The 19292-nt window shown below is 38.8% G+C and carries 18 protein-coding genes; 8 read left to right on the top strand and 10 right to left on the bottom strand.

What is annotated here, in order from left to right; translation table 11 throughout:
- Positions 1-132: 132 nt before the first annotated feature.
- The 4 genes from KJK34_RS04875 (at position 133) to KJK34_RS04860 (ending at position 5014) form a co-directional block, all read left to right on the top strand.
- Positions 133-1302, top strand: coding sequence for a M14 family metallopeptidase (locus KJK34_RS04875; protein WP_223052731.1), 1170 nt, complete (start codon positions 133-135; stop codon positions 1300-1302).
- Positions 1303-1353: 51 nt separating this feature from the next.
- Positions 1354-1833, top strand: a complete 480-nt coding sequence (locus KJK34_RS04870; RefSeq protein WP_223052730.1) for an Lrp/AsnC family transcriptional regulator — start codon at positions 1354-1356, stop codon at positions 1831-1833.
- Positions 1834-1909: 76 nt separating this feature from the next.
- A complete protein-coding gene (locus tag KJK34_RS04865) occupies positions 1910-4489 on the top strand; it encodes a phosphoenolpyruvate carboxylase (RefSeq protein ID WP_223052729.1) in 2580 nt (859 codons plus the stop codon).
- A gap of 6 nt (positions 4490-4495) precedes the next feature.
- Complete coding sequence (locus KJK34_RS04860) at positions 4496-5014, top strand: DinB family protein (RefSeq protein WP_223052728.1); 519 nt, start codon at positions 4496-4498, stop codon at positions 5012-5014.
- Between the two features lie 52 nt (positions 5015-5066).
- Here the strand turns inward: KJK34_RS04860 and KJK34_RS04855 are convergent, their stop codons facing one another.
- The 3 genes from KJK34_RS04855 to recG all read right to left on the bottom strand — a co-directional run bounded on the left by KJK34_RS04855 (position 5067) and on the right by recG (position 8980).
- Positions 5067-5777, bottom strand: a complete 711-nt coding sequence (locus KJK34_RS04855) for a hypothetical protein (protein WP_223052727.1) — start codon at positions 5775-5777, stop codon at positions 5067-5069.
- Between the two features lie 96 nt (positions 5778-5873).
- Entirely contained in the window at positions 5874-6785 is a 912-nt protein-coding gene (locus KJK34_RS04850) for a mechanosensitive ion channel family protein (protein WP_223052726.1), read from the bottom strand.
- Positions 6786-6877: 92 nt separating this feature from the next.
- A complete protein-coding gene (recG, locus tag KJK34_RS04845; RefSeq protein ID WP_223052725.1) occupies positions 6878-8980 on the bottom strand; it encodes an ATP-dependent DNA helicase RecG in 2103 nt (700 codons plus the stop codon).
- Between the two features lie 165 nt (positions 8981-9145).
- Here recG and KJK34_RS04840 point away from each other — a divergent pair, with 165 nt between their 5' ends.
- Positions 9146-11263, top strand: coding sequence for a M1 family metallopeptidase (locus tag KJK34_RS04840; RefSeq protein ID WP_223052724.1), 2118 nt, complete (start codon positions 9146-9148; stop codon positions 11261-11263).
- On the opposite strand, the gene KJK34_RS04835 is transcribed toward KJK34_RS04840, so the two are convergent.
- From KJK34_RS04835 to KJK34_RS04825, 3 genes are all read right to left on the bottom strand, one after another.
- On the bottom strand, positions 11264-11869 hold the full coding sequence (locus KJK34_RS04835) for a hypothetical protein (RefSeq protein WP_223052723.1): 606 nt from the start codon (positions 11867-11869) through the stop codon (positions 11264-11266).
- A 57-nt stretch (positions 11870-11926) separates the two neighbouring features.
- Complete coding sequence (locus KJK34_RS04830) at positions 11927-12541, bottom strand: hypothetical protein (protein ID WP_223052722.1); 615 nt, start codon at positions 12539-12541, stop codon at positions 11927-11929.
- 100 nt (positions 12542-12641) lie between these two features.
- Entirely contained in the window at positions 12642-13169 is a 528-nt protein-coding gene (locus tag KJK34_RS04825) for a DUF7935 family protein (RefSeq protein ID WP_223052721.1), read from the bottom strand.
- 133 nt (positions 13170-13302) lie between these two features.
- Between KJK34_RS04825 and KJK34_RS04820 the strand changes: the two genes are divergently transcribed.
- On the top strand, positions 13303-13713 hold the full coding sequence (locus KJK34_RS04820) for a ribosomal maturation YjgA family protein (protein WP_223052720.1): 411 nt from the start codon (positions 13303-13305) through the stop codon (positions 13711-13713).
- A gap of 46 nt (positions 13714-13759) precedes the next feature.
- Positions 13760-16093 carry a UvrD-helicase domain-containing protein gene (locus KJK34_RS04815; RefSeq protein WP_223052794.1) on the top strand — a complete coding sequence of 778 codons (2334 nt, stop codon included), beginning with the start codon at positions 13760-13762 and terminating at the stop codon, positions 16091-16093.
- A 314-nt stretch (positions 16094-16407) separates the two neighbouring features.
- Here the strand turns inward: KJK34_RS04815 and KJK34_RS04810 are convergent, their stop codons facing one another.
- Positions 16408-16749, bottom strand: a complete 342-nt coding sequence (locus KJK34_RS04810; RefSeq protein WP_223052719.1) for a YciI family protein — start codon at positions 16747-16749, stop codon at positions 16408-16410.
- A 94-nt stretch (positions 16750-16843) separates the two neighbouring features.
- Here KJK34_RS04810 and KJK34_RS04805 point away from each other — a divergent pair, with 94 nt between their 5' ends.
- The gene (locus tag KJK34_RS04805; protein ID WP_223052718.1) at positions 16844-17233 is read left to right on the top strand and encodes a winged helix-turn-helix transcriptional regulator; all 390 of its coding nucleotides are present in this window, start codon (positions 16844-16846) and stop codon (positions 17231-17233) included.
- Between the two features lie 176 nt (positions 17234-17409).
- On the opposite strand, the gene KJK34_RS04800 is transcribed toward KJK34_RS04805, so the two are convergent.
- From KJK34_RS04800 to KJK34_RS04790, 3 genes are all read right to left on the bottom strand, one after another.
- Positions 17410-17994, bottom strand: a complete 585-nt coding sequence (locus KJK34_RS04800; RefSeq protein WP_223052717.1) for a hypothetical protein — start codon at positions 17992-17994, stop codon at positions 17410-17412.
- Positions 17995-18109: 115 nt separating this feature from the next.
- Positions 18110-18622, bottom strand: a complete 513-nt coding sequence (locus KJK34_RS04795) for a PRC-barrel domain-containing protein (RefSeq protein ID WP_223052716.1) — start codon at positions 18620-18622, stop codon at positions 18110-18112.
- A gap of 16 nt (positions 18623-18638) precedes the next feature.
- Entirely contained in the window at positions 18639-19250 is a 612-nt protein-coding gene (locus KJK34_RS04790) for a hypothetical protein (RefSeq protein WP_223052715.1), read from the bottom strand.
- Positions 19251-19292: the final 42 nt, after the last annotated feature.

The raw sequence follows: 19292 nt of genomic DNA, 5'->3' as shown, positions 1-19292 counted from the left end.
ATCTAATTATAAACTCCTTCATGTAAGACTATTGATAATAAAGTAGTTTACTGTTGTAAATAAAATAGCAAAATCAAATGTTTACAATTGTAAAAATATACTTGTTTACTTTTGTAAACTAATAGAATAAACATGGAATTCGAGCAATTGTTTACAAATAGCAAAGAGCAAACACTTTACGGCCGCTATATTACAAACGAATATATAGAACCATTGCTCAATAAGTATAAAGAGAAGTTTAAGGTTACGGTAATTGGTAATTCTGTATTAGGTAAACCTGTATATAATGTCATTGCAGGAAGCGGCAGTACACGAATATTTATCTGGTCGCAAATGCACGGTAACGAATCTACCACAACCAAAGCGGTTATAGATTTGCTCAACTGGCTTGCATGTGGTGATACTACAGCAAATAGGTTCCTTACCTCTTTTACCTTTTATATAATACCAATTGCTAATCCTGATGGTGCAGAACTTTACACACGTGAAAATGCAAATGGTATAGACCTGAACCGTGACGCTTTAAACCTTACGCAACCGGAAAGTAAGATATTACGCAAAGCCTTTGAAGACTTTAAACCGCATTACTGTTACAACATGCACGACCAGCGAACTATTTTTGGCCTTGAAACCGAAGATGGTGCAAAACCTGCTACAGTATCGTTCCTGGCTCCGGCCTATAATGAGGAACGGGAGATAAACGACACGCGGCAGCAGGCAATAAATCTTATTGTTGCAATGAACACTACCTTACAAAAATATATCCCCGGGCAGGTAGGCAGGTTTGATGATTCGTTTAATATCAACTGCATAGGTGACAGCTTTCAGGCAGCAGGCGTGCCGACTGTATTATTTGAAGCAGGACATTACCCAGGAGATTATGAGCGTGAGGAGACTCGCAAATTTATATTTTTTGCATTATTATCAGGATTTAATTCAATTTACGAAAACGTTTTAGTAAAGCAGGAAAACAGTCAATATTTTAATATTCCTCAAAATAAAAAGATATTTTATGATATCGTGTATAAAAATGTCAAAATAAATTATGAAAATAAAGAAAAAATAGCGATTTTTGCATCACAATATAAAGAAGTTCTGATTGATAAATCTGTAATATTTCAAGCGTTTATTAGTGAAATAGATAATTTGGAAGATTATCACGGACACGAAGAATATGACGGAAAAGAAGGGCTGTTTGTAGGAAAAGACAACAGGAATTTTCCGGTAAAAGATGAAGAAGCAGATTTTTTTATAGCGCCTGACAGAAGGTTTATTAACGGAAGAGAAATAAAACAACAATAAACAGACGTTTCTTTTAACTAAAAATAGATTACACAAATTAAACACACATTTATGAGCAAGTTTCGTTTAGATGAAGTTGATCACCAGATATTAGATATGCTGATTGACAACACAAGGGTGCCGTTTACAGATATAGCAAAGAAATTGCTTATTTCTGCTGGTACTGTACACGTAAGGGTTAAGAAGATGGAAGATGCAGGCATCATTATGGGCTCATCACTAACGCTTGACTACGAAAAACTGGGATATTCTTTTATTGCTTATGTGGGCGTTTTTCTTCATAACACCTCTCAAACAAAATTTGTACTGGAAAGGATAAACGACATACCTTTTGTTACGGTTGCTCATGTTACCACAGGTAAATTCAACATTTTCTGTAAGATCAGGGCAAGAGACACCAAGCACGCAAAAGAAGTAATCTTTATGATTGACGATATTGAAGGTGTGTACAGGACAGAAACAATGATTTCTCTTGAAGAAAGCATTAATGACAAAAAACGCCTTATGCATACTATCTTTAAAGACCTGTAAGCGTTTTTAATAAAATTTTAATTACCCTCATGTTAAAAGCATGAGGGTTTTTTATTAACTTCAGCAAAAAATATGTATGTATCCCGCTACAAAAATTGAACGCTTTAATGAAAATGTACAGCTTAAATACCAGCTGTTCAACAGCATTTTCATGACACTGCCTTTTGATGCCATAGATAATACAGGTGCATTGCTGCCTCTTTTTAGCGAAACCTGTGATGAAGGCTATAAAAACAATAAAAGCCCGCAGCAGATTTTTGATGCCTTTGCAGAAAAGTACCTTCAGGATTATACCGAAAGCCAAAAAATAGACCTCATGTTCCGCTTTATACAGTATGTAGAGCGGCAGGTTGTGCTTTTTGACGCTATAGAAGATGCCGCTTTTGATGTACTCAATAATCTGGAAGGCAGTGGTTCTTTACGTGAAAGCCGCGAAAGGGCCGAGGGTAACGGTCTTAGTGAAGAATTGCAGGAATTTTTAAACGAATTTCAGATAAGGGCAGTGCTTACAGCACACCCTACACAGTTTTACCCGGGGGCGGTATTGGGCATTATAACAGATTTAACTACAGCCATCCGTAACAACAGCTTATCAGAAATAAAAACATTACTGGCGCAATTAGGGAAAACGCCATTTATAAAAAAAGAAAAACCGACCCCATTTGACGAGGCTATGAGCCTGCTTTGGTATCTTGAAAATGTATTTTATAAAACAGCTGGAGAAATGTCCTCTTATATTCAGGATACTGTTTTTAAAGGTAGGCAGTTAGAACACCCTGTAGTGTCTTTTGGTTTTTGGCCTGGTGGCGACCGTGATGGCAACCCGTTTGTAACTACAGAAATTACACTTAAAGTAGCCGCAAGGCTTCGCACATCTATATTAAAATGCTACTATGGCGACATCAGGAAACTAAAGCGCAAGCTCACATTTTCGGGTGTAGATGGAATTGTGGCTGATATAGAGCACAGGCTGTACCGTTCCGTTTTTTATTCAGATGGTGAAATTTATATTTCGCTTGATGAACTGAAAACATCATTAAACCAGATACGCGAAATACTGGTAGAACGCCATCAGTCATTATATCTTGATGAACTGGATTCGCTTATCAATAAAGTGCATGTTTTCGGTTTTTACTTTGCCTCGCTTGATATCAGGCAAAACAGCCGGATACATGATGAAGTATTTAAAGATATTGTTTCGGCATTGGCAGAACGGAGCAATACTTCTTTAAATAACTACTTTGAACTTACAGAAGAAGATAAACTTACAGCGCTGCAAAATATAAAAACAATTATAGAGCCCGGATGGTTTAAAAATGAAGACACGCGGTTAACGTTAGAGTCGGTACTTGCTATAAAAACTATTCAGCAAAATAATGGCGAGCGTGCCTGCAACCGATATATCATAAGCAATAACGAAAGTGCACACAATGTACTGGAAGTACTTTCGCTGTTTGGCCTGCTAGGCTGGGAGAATCCTCCTGTAGATATAGTACCGCTTTTTGAAACGGTTGACGACTTAAAGGATGCCCACACCATAATGCAGACCCTGTATGAAAACCCAAAATACGCAAAGCATTTAAAAAGCAGGGGCAACAAACAAACCATAATGCTGGGCTTTAGCGATGGTACTAAAGATGGAGGTTACCTTATGGCTAACTGGAGTATTTTTAAGGCAAAAGAAAACCTTACACTCATGGCGCGCGAGTATGGCATTAAAGTAGTGTTTTTTGATGGCAGGGGAGGCCCACCCGCGCGTGGTGGCGGTAAAACACATAAGTTTTATGCTTCGCAGGGGCCAACTATAGAAAATAATGAAATACAGATAACCATACAGGGGCAAACCATAAGTTCTAATTTTGGTACGCTTGACTCATGCCGTTATAATTTAGAAAACCTGTTAAGTGCCGGTATTACTAATGGAGTGTTTAATAAAGATAAAAAACAGCTTACTACCGAACAGCGCAGGCTTTTTGATGAATTGGCAAGCCTTAGTTATAAAAAGTACTCTGACTTTAAGGCACATCCAAAGTTCTTACCTTATCTGGAGCATATGAGTACGCTTAATTATTATGCGAAAACCAATATAGGCAGCCGCCCGTCTAAAAGAAGCAAATCGAAAGAGCTTGATTTTAATGATTTAAGGGCAATACCTTTTGTGGGTTCCTGGAGCCAGTTAAAACAGAATGTACCGGGCTTTTTCGGGCTTGGGTATGCCTTGGGGCAGTTTGAAGAAAAAGGGGAATGGGAAAAGGTACATCAGCTTTATGAAGATTCTTTATTCTTCCGCACGCTCATAGAAAACAGCATGATGTCGTTAACCAAATCATTCTTTCCGCTAACGGCATACATGAGTGAAGACGAGGAATTTGGACATTTTTGGCAGATTATATACAACGAATTTATGGAGACTAAGCGCCTCCTCCTGAAACTATCGGGCTATAAGCAGCTCATGGAAAATTACCCTGATGGCCGTGCCTCCGTTAAAATGAGGGAACAAATTGTAAGGCCATTGCTTACCATACAGCAATATGCACTGCATAAAATAAGGCTAATGAAAAAGGGTAAAGAGAGCGACAGCCTTTTAGAAACGTATGAAAAAATTGTTACACGTTCCCTTTTCGGGAATATTAATGCCAGCAGGAACTCTGCTTAGTAATGTATGAAAGTAACCGATTTACAACCCGGAGAATATGCTCCGTATTATGAACTTTACCTGCCAAATGTTGATGATACCTGGTCGTTAAATGAAGAGCTGGAAATAAGCCTGCATAATTTTATAAGGTTTGTGCAGGATATACCAATGGGCAAGCATGACTATCGGTATGCAGAAGGCAAATGGACTATTAAAGATATTATTCAGCATATAATTGATGCTGAAAGGGTATTCAGCTACAGGGCCATGCGAATAGCGCGCGGCGACACTACAGAATTACCCGGTTTTGATGAAAACTTTTATGTAGAAAATGCAAACGCCAACAGCAGGGGTTTGCAGCCTTTACTTACAGAGCTTTCTGCTGTGCGGCACGCAACGCTGTTGCTGTTTAAAACCTTTGGGAATGAGGAGCTACTGAAAAGGGGAATGGCATCCGGGCATCCGGTAACGGTACGCGCTTTAGGATTTTTGATAATAGCGCACCAAAATCACCACATCAAAATTTTTAAAGAACGTTATTTATAGCAACATATAAATTAAAAGAGGCTGTTTCCACTTAGAAACAGTCTCTTTAGTATTACAGCTTCTTAGCGCTCTTTTCTATTATTTTGGCAATCCTCTTGTCAAGGTCTTCCATAAGTTCGTTTAATGCACTTTCGCACATTGGTAAAACTTTATCAGGATCCATAACGGGAACTCCGCCAACCATCATACCTTTTTTTTTAGAGTTGGCATTCTCATTGATGCTGAAAACTTTTTTACCTTCTTTGTTATAAAGAGTGATATTGGTATAAGCCTGCATTTTTGTAGTGGCAGTACCACCTACACCAAAGCCTTTATTCATCCTGAACGTAATAAAAACAAACATTACACCGTCTGCTTCCTTAAACAGTTTAAGCATATCCTGCTCGTTTTTGCGCCCGTAATTATGGTTTATGGCAATGTAACCATCGGCTGTTACATATCTTGCAGCAGTAACTCCGGGAGCAAACTCAGGTTTAAAATTTTGGTATTCAGGGTTACCTGTAACCTGTGTTTCATGCAATAATTCAAACGGAAACTTCTTGGCATATTCATTAAAGAACCTGTCATGAAATTTATCTACAAGAGGTTTCAGGTTAAAGGTTGGTTCGTCAGCGAGGTCTGCTGCAAGTGTAGCGGCATCCATATTAACGTCTGACATATCTACCTGTTTATCGGCAAAAAATGTTACAACCGCAATTTTCTTCTGGGCATTAACAGTAGCTGCAATAAGCACAACTGCCAGGAGAGATAATAATTTTTTCATAAGCATCTATCAGATTAAGATTATTTTGATAAATGCAAATAAATGAAATTCAAACTATTATAGCATTATGTTTGTAATAATAATTTTTCTATCTAACTAATCCAGGCTTTTACCGCTGATCACATTTACATCCATTTCGCTAAGCTTTTCTCCGCCTTTAATACCAAAATCGAGTGTACGTATCGGGAATGGTATCATGATATCATTTGCGTCATAAGCCTTCTTAATACGAATTATAGCCTCGCTGCCTACTTTTTTATAAACAAGCTGCTCGGCTGTATCAATCCACATACGTATCGTAAAGTTTATAGAGCTGTCGCCAAACTCCTCATAGAAAAAAGTAGTTTCGAGCGTAGAAGATATCTCGGGTATGTCTTTAACGGCCTCCATAGTGATTGCCCGCACCCTTTCAAGGTCTTCGCCATATGAAACGCCGACAGTAAGATCGAAGCGTCTTTTTTGCAGGTAAGAGTAATTTTCAATCGGGTTCTGGAAAACATCCTTATTGGGGATAATAACGGTTTGACCGCCAAATGTACTTATAACGGTATCACGAAGGTTAACCTCTACCACCTTGCCCATATAATCTTTAATAGTAACAATATCGCCTACACGTATCGGTTTTCTGAAAGAAATAAATATACCCGACATAAAGTTGGCAGCGATATCCTGAAAGGCAAAGGCCAGCGCCAGACCTAATATACCGGCTCCGGCAAGGGCGGTAGTTACAGCTTTATCCAGTTTTAAAACGCTGAGTGCGGTAAAAATTACTATACCTAAAAATATGATGTAAATAATAGAACCAAAAAGGTTATTGAGTGTAATATTATTAGACATTTTTGTAATAAACTTCATAGATAGGTTTCTTATCCATTTGGCTATAAAGAAGCCTATTACAAGTATGATGGCTGCAATTACAATATTCGGTAATATCCGAACAAGTTCTTCGGCCCAAAAAGTAAGTTTGTCAGTAATAAGGTCAGAGAATGAGCTAATATCCATTTGCATGATGATGATTTTCTAAAAAAAACTTCACACAAGATACTAAATAGTACGGAAAAGGCTACAGCTTTATAAAACTTTTAACCCGTGTGTAAGCGCTAACTGATATAATTCCAGATGTTCTTTTTCTTACCAAGTTCTGTAAAAGCATGTTTTAAAGCAGCATGTTCAGGCTTTGATAAAGACGGGTCTTCTTTCAGGAGTTTAAGGGCATGGTGGCGTGCAAGGCTTAAAATGTCACGGTCTTTAACCAAATCTGCAATCTGTAAATTTAGTACACCGCTTTGCTGCGTACCCATAATATCACCGGGGCCGCGCAGTCTAAGGTCAACTTCGGCTATCTCAAAACCGTCATTGGTGCTGCACATGGTTTCCATGCGTATTTTACTGTCGTTGCTAAGCTTGTGGCCTGTCATCATAATACAGTAGCTCTGCTCAGCTCCGCGGCCCACACGCCCGCGCAACTGGTGTAATTGCGAAAGGCCGAAACGCTCGGCACTCTCAATTATCATTACACTTGCATTAGGCACGTTAACACCGACTTCAATTACCGTGGTTGCTACCATAATATTAGTCTTGCCTTTCGCGAACCGCTCCATTTCCATATCCTTATCCGCTGGTTTCATGCGGCCGTGCACAATACTTACGCTGTATTGCGGCAGCGGAAAGTCGCGTGAAATACTCTCGTAACCATCCATAAGGTCTTTATAGTCCATTTTGTCACTTTCCTCAATAAGCGGGTAAACAATATAAACCTGCCTGCCTTTGGCTATTTCTTCCCGTAAAAACGCCCATACTTTCAAACGGTTACTATCATAGCGGTGCACCGTTTTAATGGGCTTCCTGCCAGGTGGCAGCTCATCTATAACCGATATATCAAGGTCGCCATAAAGGCTCATCGCAAGCGTGCGCGGTATTGGTGTTGCCGTCATAACCAGTATGTGAGGCGGTACATCATTCTTGCGCCACAACTTGCTGCGCTGTTCTACACCAAAACGGTGTTGCTCATCTATTATGGCAAGCCCCAGGTTATGAAACTGCACTTTGTCTTCCAGCAAAGCATGAGTACCTATCAGTATATGAAGGTTGCCATTCTGCAGTTCTTCATGGATAATTTTTCGTTCTGAAGTTTTGGTTGAACCTGTAAGTATTTTAATATTTATTCCCAATGGTTTAGCCAATTCGCTTAATCCTGAAAAATGCTGGTTGGCTAGTATCTCTGTAGGAGCCATAAGGCACGCCTGAAAACCGTTATCCAAAGCTATAAGCATACTCATTAAAGCCACTATGGTTTTACCCGAGCCTACATCGCCCTGCAATAATCTGTTCATTTGTACAGGCTGCCCCATATCATTACGGATTTCTTTTATTACCCTTTTCTGGGCATTGGTCAGTTCAAACGGCAGATGGTTTTGATAAAAGTTATTAAAGTAGTTACCCACTACCTCAAATGCGTGGCCCTTAATTTTATGCTTGCGGATAAAGTTTTTGGTAATAAGTTGTAATTGTATAAAAAACAACTCTTCAAACTTTAGCCTGTATTGCGCCCTCGCGAGCAGTTCCTGGCTTTTAGGGAAATGAATATTAAATAAAGCTGCTTTTTTAGGTATAAGGTTAAGCTCCTGCATAAGTGCATGCGGCAGTGTTTCGGCAAAAGCAGCCTGAGTTTCAATAAAAAGCTGCTGCATTATTTTATTGACGACCTTATTGGTTACACCACGCTGTGTGAGCTTTTCGGTACTTGGGTATATAGGCTGCATGGCACTGCGAAGGCTTTGCTCATGCTCCGTTAGCAGTTCCATTTCAGGGTGGGGCATACTGAACAGCCCGTTAAAACTGTTGCATTTACCAAAAACTACATAAGGCACATTTATTTTAATATTCTCCCTTATCCATTTTTGCCCCTGAAACCAAACCAGTTCCATTTCGCCGGTACCATCTGTAAAAGTAGCAACCAGCCGCTTGCCACGCTTTTGCTCTACAGTTTTAAGGTGTATTACTTTACCCACAACCTGAACTTCTGCACCACTGTTTTGCAGTTCGTTTATTTTATAATAGCGGGTACGGTCAATATAACGGTTGGGGTACAGGTTAATAAGGTCTGCATATTTATGGATGCCCAACTCCTTGCGCAGCAGTTCCCCACGTGCGGGGCCTACGCCTTTAAGATATTCTATTGGTGTATCGAGCGGGTTGTGCATATATTTTATGACCTCGACAGGATTCAAACCTGTAACCTTCGGTTTTTTGTGTTGTTTGTGCTGAGTGAATAAGAATACGAAATTAAAAAATCCTTTACTACCGTCAAACCATTAGTTTTATTCATTGGTACTAACTTTGCTATATTTGCCTAAAAACCGGCTTTAATGAAAAAGTTCTTCTATATATTCTTATTTCCGCTATTCATATTTGCCCAGCAATCTCCAAAAGTAGATTTTAAAACCTGTGATGCAGCTATCCGTTTTGATGTACCCCAGCGTACGGTAAAGGGAAGTGTAACCTATACTTTTGAACTTACCGATAAAAAAGTTGATACTATATACATTGATGCCCGCAACATGAGTTTTACTGATGTAAAGATAAATGGTAAAAAGGCGGGATGGGTTAGCTCTGCTACTGCATTAAAGCTTTTTAAAGGCTACAAAAAAGGTAAGAACAGGGTAGAGTTCAGTTATGAGGCAAAGCCACGCCAGGCGCTTTATTTTGTTGAATTTCTGGTAACATCAAAAGACTTGAGTGCAGGAAATGAACAGGAAGAAAAAGAATTGCAGATATGGACGCAGGGGCAGGGCAAATACACCAGCCACTGGCTGCCCAGTTTCGATGATATGAATGAAAAAGTAGTATTTAATCTTGATGTTACTTTTGATAAAGGATATACCATACTCGCTAACGGTAAAAACACGGCTAACCGCTTTCACACTAACGATACACAAAGAATGGCGAGTTACCAGATGGAGAAGCCCATGAGCAGTTATCTTGTAATGCTTGCTATTGGTAAGTTTGATAATACATATATTCAATCAGGCAGCGGAACACCACTACAACTATTTTACAGGCCTGAAGATAAACACAAGCATGAACCAACTTATCGCTACAGTAAGCAGATATTCGATTTCTTTGAGTCAGAAATAGGTGTTCCTTATCCTTGGGGAGTCTATCGCCAAGTGCCGGTGCTTGACTTTTTATATGCAGGAATGGAAAACACCACTTCAACAATATTTTCGCAGGACTTTGTTGTAGATTCTACAGGGTTTAATGACAGGGCATATGTAAATGTAAATGCGCATGAGTTAGCGCACCAGTGGTTTGGCGACCTTGTTACGGCTAAATCGGGTAAGCACCACTGGCTACAGGAGGGCTTTGCAACCTATTATGCTCTGCTGGCTGAAAAAGAGCTTTTTGGCGAGGATTACTTTTACCACGAACTTTATGAAATGGCAGAACGCCTGCAAATGGCATCTCAAACCGACACAATACCCATATTAAACGAAAAGGCAAGCTCACTTACCTTTTACCAGAAAGGGGCATGGGCGCTGCACGTGCTTAGAGAAGGAGTGGGACATGAGGCATTTAGGAAAGCAGTAAAAAACTACGTGGAAAAGTATGCCTATAAAAATGTTGATACGGAAGATTTTTTAGCTGAAATCAGTAACGTATCTGATTATGATACCGCTTCTTTTAAACAACGATGGCTGGAAAAAGGCAGCTTCGAGATAGAAGAGGTTGTTGAACTGCTGAGTAAGAACCAGTTTATGCAATTGTACTTTAAACTGGGTGAACTGGCAGATAAGCGTTTTGAAGATAAAAAACCTATTTTCAAGCAGATTCTGCAATCGGATATGTATTATGCCGTGAAAGAAGAAGTGCTGCTGCAAACCGCTGAAGTTCCTTTTGAAGACAAGTATGAGCTTGTACAGCTCGCCCTGCAAAGCGGCGACATTAAAATAAGGCAGGCAGTTGCGCGCACAGTGACTAAATTCCCTGATAGTTTTTATGATGATTATAAGTCCTTACTTAATGATAATTCTTATATAACAAAAGAAATTGCCCTGAATGTATTGTACAGCCGTTTTCCTGAAAAGCGCGCAGAACTGCTTAACCTTAGCGACGGCTGGATAGGTTTTAATGATAAAAACCTGCGCATATTGTGGCTAACGCTTGCTTACTCAACACCCGGATACAGGGAAGAGCAAAAACCGGAATTGTATGCCGAGTTGCAGTTGTATGCCTCACCGCGTTATGAGAGTACCGTAAGGCAAAATGCACTTGCCAACCTGCTGTATATTGGTAAGCCTGACCCGGTTGTATGGGTTAACCTTGTTAATGCAACCCTGCACCACAAATGGCAGTTTGCAAAGTTTGGCCGCGATAATATCAGGAAATTACTTAAAAAGGAAGGATATAAAGATCTAATTTCAGGGCTATTACCTGACTTACCGGAAGCAGAAAGAAAAAAACTGGAGCAGCTGCTGGCGGAATAATTATTTGCGGTCTATTTTAATACTCTTTATCAGCTTCAGGTATTCTAAACTGCAATCTTCTCCCATAAGGTCATCTGTCATATTTATCTGGAAGTAGTAGTGCTTCCACGGTATTACATATATCCTGCTGCGCACCCTGTACTGCTGCCCATTATCGGTATTCATGGTAAACTTTGTAGTGAATGCAATACTCTTTATGTGCGAAACTTTTAGTTCATACGGTTCTTCAATAAATTCAAAATCGTCATATAAACCGTGGAAGCTGCGTGCACTCCTTATAACATCAGACTTGAAGGTGTCAAAATCTTCATTCTTTCGCTCACGAACATTTATCTGTATGGCAGGCACGAGCCCTTTATAGGTTTGCGGGTCATATTTAAATAAAGAGAGTATGAGTATAGAGCCTTTATGATCCTCAACAATTTTCTTTAGCTTTTCCTCATCAATATCCAGCTTTTCAAGATTATGTGCAAGGTCAATGTTGTTGCCCCAAACCCAGCCTTCCGGCTCCTGCATGCTAAACCCAAACGTTTTATTTTCAAAACGCCTTTGTGCATAAAGGCTTGTAAACAGGATTATAAACAATAATGCAAATGAGCTTCTCATGTATAAAGTGCAGTCTTCAAAAGAAATATTATAAAGTAAAGTGGGATGTATAATAATTTATATGCCGCCGCCCCTTTTTTCAAAAACATCTTCAAGGTAAAGCTTGGTAACAAGATACCCTACAAAAAAACCAAATATAGTTCCGAAACAAATAAACGAGACAGCAAATGTTACTCCGCCGGTTACCTTAAAGTCAGCATTTAATTTTTCGGCAATCTGCAAAATAAACTCCGGGATTTTACCGATTTGTGTCAATCCGACACCCACAATAATTTTGGTAAGCCAGTCTGAAATTTCTTCAAGATTAGAGTTGGCCAGGTATTTCTCGCTATTGGATAAAGGTTTGTTTGGTATAACATTATTTTGATTATCATCGGCTACATCGCTTTTCCGGTCTTTGTTTATTCTTGGTAAACCAAAAAGAAAGCCTACAAAAGCACCGCCTGTACACGTTGCAATTAAAATGATAAGGCCAAATGCTGTCGCCTTTAATTGCATATCAGCATTTTCCTGAAAACCTCCAAACAAGCCTATGGCAACCAGCGCAATAACAAAAACCCAGATAAGCGTTTTTTTAGAACGTGTTTTTAGCTTATCACGTTTGCCTTGTTGTTCAGCATTTTTATCGCCGTATAGGAAACGATTAAATTTTGGTATTAATCCTGTAACCATAAGATGGATGTGTTAAAACAGGATAAATATATAAAATTAAATGATTTGTTAAAGAAATCTTATAAAATGCTTTCTATTAAATGATTATATAATGATTTAATTATTCCTGCCAAAGCCCCGAAACTTCATTTTTAAGATACGCAACGGCAATACTGCTCGGGCTTTGTTTATCAAAAAGATCGGTAAGCATAACTTCGCGCAGCTTGTTAGCAGAATCTACCTTATCACTCATGTTAGATTTGCGGATAAGCTGTATTGTGGCGTTTTTGGCTGTTGTAATAATATCCCAGCACTCTGCCGATATATAAATCTGTTGCGTAAGGTTGTGTTCATATTCCTGCTCTATCTGTGCAATAAGGTATTCTTCATAATCATGCTTGTTAGATGATTGCGGTGTTATCCTTATCAGTAATTTGGCTGGGTTAATGCGCTCTAAAAATAAAACCATCCTTTCATAAGCCTGCAGCCTTAGCGGCATGGCGTTTTTTTGTGCTTCTTTGTGTATAAGGTAACGGCGGCGGCCTTCTTCATTAGCGGTATGCATCTTAAAAAAATAGTAGGCAACAAGGCCTATAATAACCGATGGCAGTATGCTGAAGAAAATATTCATGAATTGTTCAAATTCCATAAAAAGTTTGCGTTTAGGTGATTATACGAATAGATAACGTGGCTTTTTAATAAAAAATTGCTGAGGGCTAAAATAGCAATAAGTTTTGTTGCAGCAGCAGCGTTGTAAAAATAAATAACAATTACATTTGGGCATGCGCTACAACATCATAATACGCAACAAAAAGCTTTTATATATAACAATTGCCGTTATAACAATAGGCATCGGGCTCTTTATACGGATGAAGAAGGACTGGTTTCCTGAAACTTTTAATATATATGCCGGAGATGCTTTATATGCTTTTATGATGTATTTTTTAATAAGCATCATAGCAAACAAACGCCCTGTATTTAAAGCTATTGCTGCCCTCACAGTTTGCTATGCTATTGAATTAAGCCAGTTGTATAAAGCAGCATGGATAGAGGGTGTAAGGCAAACCTTGCCCGGCAGGCTCATATTAGGCTCAGGGTTTTTGTATAGCGATTTACTGGCGTATGCCATAGGTGCGGTACTTGCTTTTTTTGTTGATTATTTACTGATTGATAAAGGGCGGGGAGCAAGGTAATTTCAGCCAAAATAATTACTTTTGCATTACTACAGTTATGAAGCAGATACACGATTATATAAGCCAGTTAAATGAGGCACAGCAGGCACCGGTTTTGCAGAAAGACGGGCCAATGATAGTGATAGCGGGCGCAGGCTCTGGTAAAACAAGGGTGCTTACCATGCGTATAGCTTACCTGATGAGCCAGGGCGTAGATGCCTTTAATATACTTGCACTTACTTTTACCAATAAGGCCGCACGCGAAATGAAAAGCCGTATTGCGGCTATTGTGGGCGCATCTGAGGCTAAGAACTTATGGATGGGCACATTCCACTCCATATTCGCTAAAATATTGCGTTTTGAGGCTGATAAACTGGGCTTCCCATCCAATTTTACGATATATGACACACAGGACAGCGTAAGGCTTATTAGTGCCATAATAAAAGAGATGCAACTTGATAAAGATATTTATAAGCCAAAGCAGGTATTAAGCCGCATATCTACTTATAAAAACAGCCTCATAACCGTAAAAGCATATTATAATGACCCTGATTTACAGGAAGCTGATGCCATGTCTAAAAAACCGAGACTTGGCGAAATATATGAAAAATATGTAGAGCGTTGCTTTAAGGCGGGTGCTATGGATTTTGATGACCTGTTGCTACGCACCAACGAATTGCTGAACCGTTTCCCAGAAGTACTTGCCAAATATCAGGACCGCTTTAAATATATACTGGTGGATGAGTACCAGGATACTAACCATTCGCAGTATCTTATAGTGCGCGCGTTAAGCGACCGTTTTCAGAATATTTGTGTTGTGGGGGATGATGCGCAGAGTATTTATGCTTTTAGGGGCGCTAACATTAATAACATCCTTAACTTTCAGAAGGATTATGATAACGTGCAGATGTATCGCCTGGAGCAGAATTATCGTTCCACAAAAAATATAGTAGAAGCGGCTAACTCTATTATAGATAAGAACAAGGTAAAGCTGGATAAGATAGTATGGACGGCAAATGATGAAGGCCCTCGCATTAAAGTGCACCGCAGCCTTACCGATGCAGAAGAGGGGCGCTTTGTAGCCAGTACCATTTTTGAGCAAAAAATGCAGAACCAGCTCAAGAACGGAAGCTTTGCTATATTATACCGCACCAATGCCCAATCGAGGGCTATGGAAGATGCGTTGCGTAAGCGTGATATACCATACCGCATATACGGAGGGTTGTCTTTCTACCAGCGTAAAGAAATAAAAGACGTACTGGCATACCTTAGGCTGATTATAAACCCGAAGGATGAAGAGGCGCTTATGCGCGTTATTAACTATCCGGCAAGGGGAATAGGGGATACCACCATAGAAAAGCTAACGGTTGCTGCAAACCATTACGGCAGGAGTATTTTTGAGGTTATGGATAACCTCGACAAAATAGACCTGAAGCTAAACAGCGGCACCAAGAATAAGCTACAGGATTTTGTAACGATGATAAAAAGCTTTCAGGTAATAAATGAAAACCAGGATGCTTTTTACCTTGCAGAGCACGTTACCAAAAAAACGGGACTGGTACAGGAACTTAAGAAAGACGCTACACCCGAAGGTATTGCCCGTATAGAAAATATTGAGGAATTGCTTAACGGTATTAAAGACTTTACCGAAGGCCAACGCGAAGTTGACGGTGCGCGCGGCGCATTATCTGAATTTTTGGAGGATGTGGCACTGGCTACTGACCTTGATAAAGACACAGGTGATGATGACAGGGTTGCGCTTATGACTATTCACCTTGCTAAAGGGCTTGAGTTCCCTTATGTGTTTATAGTGGGTATGGAAGAAGACCTTTTCCCCAGTGCCATGAGCATGAACACCCGCAGCGAACTGGAAGAGGAGCGCAGGCTGTTTTATGTAGCGCTTACACGCGCAGAGCACCAGGCCTACCTTACTTATGCGCAGTCGCGATACCGTTGGGGTAAGCTGGTAGATAGCGAGCCATCGCGATTTATAGAGGAAATAACCGATAGTTATTTAGAATACCTTACACCAACAGAAACCAACTACCGCTACAAGCCAATGATCAATACCGATATTTTTGGTGATGTAGATAAATCTAAACTAAGACAGATAAAACCGGTAAGCGGTACGCCTCCAAAATGGATTACGGATAATGACCCAAAACCGGATGCTAATATCAGGAGGTTAAAGCCTGTTTCAAGGCCTGCTGCACAAAATAGCAGTACTCTGCCTGATACCAAATTAGCTATTGGCAACGTAGTGATGCACGAACGTTTCGGCAAGGGAGAAGTACTTAATTTAGAAGGTGTTGGCGCGGATAAAAAAGCCGAAATACGTTTTGAAGTAGGCGGTATAAAAAAATTACTGTTACGCTTTGCCAGGCTTGATATTATTGGGTAATTTTTGTCCTCCTGATGAAGATATAATACTAATTAGATGCTTCAATTTGTTTCGCCGCTTCGCGTATATTGCGAACGTCGTAAGCGAATTTTTTTTGCAATGTAAACTATCTTGAGAAAGATAAACGCCGGGCTTGCATAAATTTTGCATTAGAACAAAACGGTTGTTATAGATTGTTTTTCTTTGTCTATAAATATTTCACGGCAAATCCTAATATTTGCATTAAAATAATAACCATCTTTCCCGCCTCATTGCGAAAAAGATGATCAATTTTTTTGATGTCCTGATATTTTGAAGTATCCTAAATTTTACATTTATCTTTTTTGAATTGGGCGAACTTCTACGCTACCGTCTTCATTTAAAATCGGACACCCTTTTGAAATTTCCACTGCATCATTAATATCCTGGGCATTTACGATTAAGTAGCCGCCAACCATTTCATTTCCTGTGGCATACGGACCATCTGAAACTACTTTTTTTGAACCAGTTACATGCTTTCCTAATACATTAAGCGCATCGCCACCAGCAAGAATTCCTTTTTCAGCAAGTCCTTGCATCCAATTATCCCACGTTTGAATGATGTCCATTTCGGCTTGTGAATTAGCAGTAGAAATATGAGTATTACCACCTCTGAAAATAAGAATGAATTTTTCCATGTTGTTATTATTTAAATTGTTTTATTTAATTTTGTACTACAAATATCTAATGTTAAAATTAAATGTACAAGTAGGATAATAAAACAAAGTAAGTATGAAAAACAATACTAATATTGATAATGAAGTTTTTATAGATAAAAAAACTTTCATTTTTGATGAAAGTACTTGCCCCGTAACTGCTACAATGAAAGTTTTGGGGGGCAAATGGAAGCCAATTCTTATCAATGCAATATACCATACGGCACCAGCAAGGTTTGGCGAATTGAAACGTAGTGTAATAGGTATCACGCAATCTATGCTTACACAACAGTTAAGAGAATTAGAAAACGATGGTATTATTAGCAGAAAAATTTATGCGGAGATACCTCCAAAGGTAGAATATACGCTAACCGAATTTGGGCTTACATTATCGCCAGTTATACAGACTATGGCAAATTGGGGTATAGAATATAAATTGAATAAACAAAAAGTGCGGAGCAAATAGAAATTTCTTGGTAAATGTTTTTGTCTTTATAGGAAAGGTGGTCTTTCGGTGTGGTTGGACAAAAATATTATAAAGAATACACTACTAAGTAAAACCATGAAATGTAGTCTGGAAGTATTCCTTTCGGGAGGGATTTTAAACACAGTAATATAATATAAAAAGTTCCTGCTTTATAACTATCGTGTAGATTGTGTTGAAAATTCACCAAAACCTTTATACTCACCATTCTCAAAGTAGTGCATCCTGCTGTAATTATCTTTAGCTGCTTTTATGGCTAAATCTTCTGAAAATAGGCGTGTATAACGGTCTGTAAAGTTTGTTTTATAGTATTCTGTATCAATCCCGAAAATCGGGTGTTTTGTATCATAAAACTGGCTCAGTTCATTACCATCATAATATTCGGCTACTACAAAAAGTTCAGTATCTTGTTCATTGCAATATTGTTGTAGTAAAGTAGGGGAGACACATTGCTCTGAAGCACAATGCGGATCCCAGATATAAACTATGGCTTTTTTGTAATCTGCAAGGCAGTCTTTTAATTGTGAACCATTAATTATATACACCTTCGGAGTTTCAGCAATAGGAAAGTTACAAACAGGCTCATTAGGGTTTGTTTTCACCAGCAACCCCGGATATTCTTTATCTGTCTTTTTATATTTGCTCACAAAGCCTACTATTTCAGGAGCTTTAACGCTTATACATGAAACGGTAGAAAACAGTAGGCATATTACTATAAATGCCAGTAGAGAATTTTTTTTCATAGTTGGGCAGTTAATAAAACATGCATACAATTTATAAATAAATTTTCATCTGCTGATAAAATAAAAAAAGCCAAAACATAAAATGCTTTGGCTTTTAATTTCCGTAAATAATCTTTTAACTCCTGTTGTTATTAAAGTATCTTCTGTTGTAAAAGTCTTCTTCTTCAGGGTTAATTTCATCTTCAGGATAATAAACCGCTAAAAGCTTAACTTCATATTCCCTGTCAATTTCAGCGCCTTTATTATACCTGTTTGTTTGAGCAAAAGTGTCGAAGCTAATGGTATTGCAAACCACATTGCCTGCGTCTTCATCAATTGCTACAGCTCCTATAGGCACAACAAGATGATCTTCGCCTTCTTTATTAAGATATTCATGTATGCCTTCACTTGCCGGTGTCCTGAATACTTCATGTCCTTTTTTAATGAGTTCTTCATTTACTTCTACATCAAGATAAACTACCCGCTCTTCAAATTTATTTACAAGCAAATTATCTATTTTACCTATTCTCCTGCCTTCGGCGTCTAACAATTCCCAGCCCCTTACATCGGGATAATCAGAAGCTACTTTATAGTCTGAAAGCTCATCAAGCCTGTATAATCTTTTATTGGTTTTATCGTTGGTACTCATAATTTGTAATTTTTTATTATTGATTAATTTTTTCGAGCAGTACTGATGCTTCATCAAAAAATGATTTCACTTCATTTTTCTGATCTAATGTAAGTTCTGCAGGGTTTATGGAAGCTGCCGCATCTTTAACAGCAGATGCTTCCGCAGAAAGTTCCGGATTTGCGTTTTGCTGTATATTCTGTAAAACAACAGCTATATTATCTGCTGCTTTCCTGATGTTATCAGCATGGCTGGTTTCATAAGGATCGTTTGTTATTCTTTCAGAATACGCCCTGATTTGTTCCATATCCTTATTAATATCATATCCTGTTTCATCTGCCGCTGCATTAGTTGCTGCAATAAGCTTACTAAAGGCTTCATTAGTATATTCATGATCAAGCCCCATTTCATTTCTGTTTGAGTCTATGTAATCTACATAGGCTGCAATTTCGGCGTTGCCAGATAATGCATCATTTCCTTCGTTTCCGTTTGCATCAGTTTCGGCAGCAACAGGGGTTTCCTCAATAACTGTTGTATTGGTTTCTTCATCTCGGAAAACAAGGAAGTACACAATAACACCTACAATAACAAGCAGCAGAAGTATCCACGGCCATACCGGTTTCTTCTTTTCAATCTTAATTTCAGCCATAATTTTAAAGTTTTGTTTTATAATCAGTTTAAGGTTCACTAC

This window comes from Flavobacterium coralii, from assembly GCF_019891545.1.
GTDB lineage: Bacteria > Bacteroidota > Bacteroidia > Flavobacteriales > Flavobacteriaceae > Flavobacterium > Flavobacterium coralii.
Note: the sequence above shows the minus strand (reverse complement) of the source record. Positions and strands in the feature narration are given on the sequence as shown.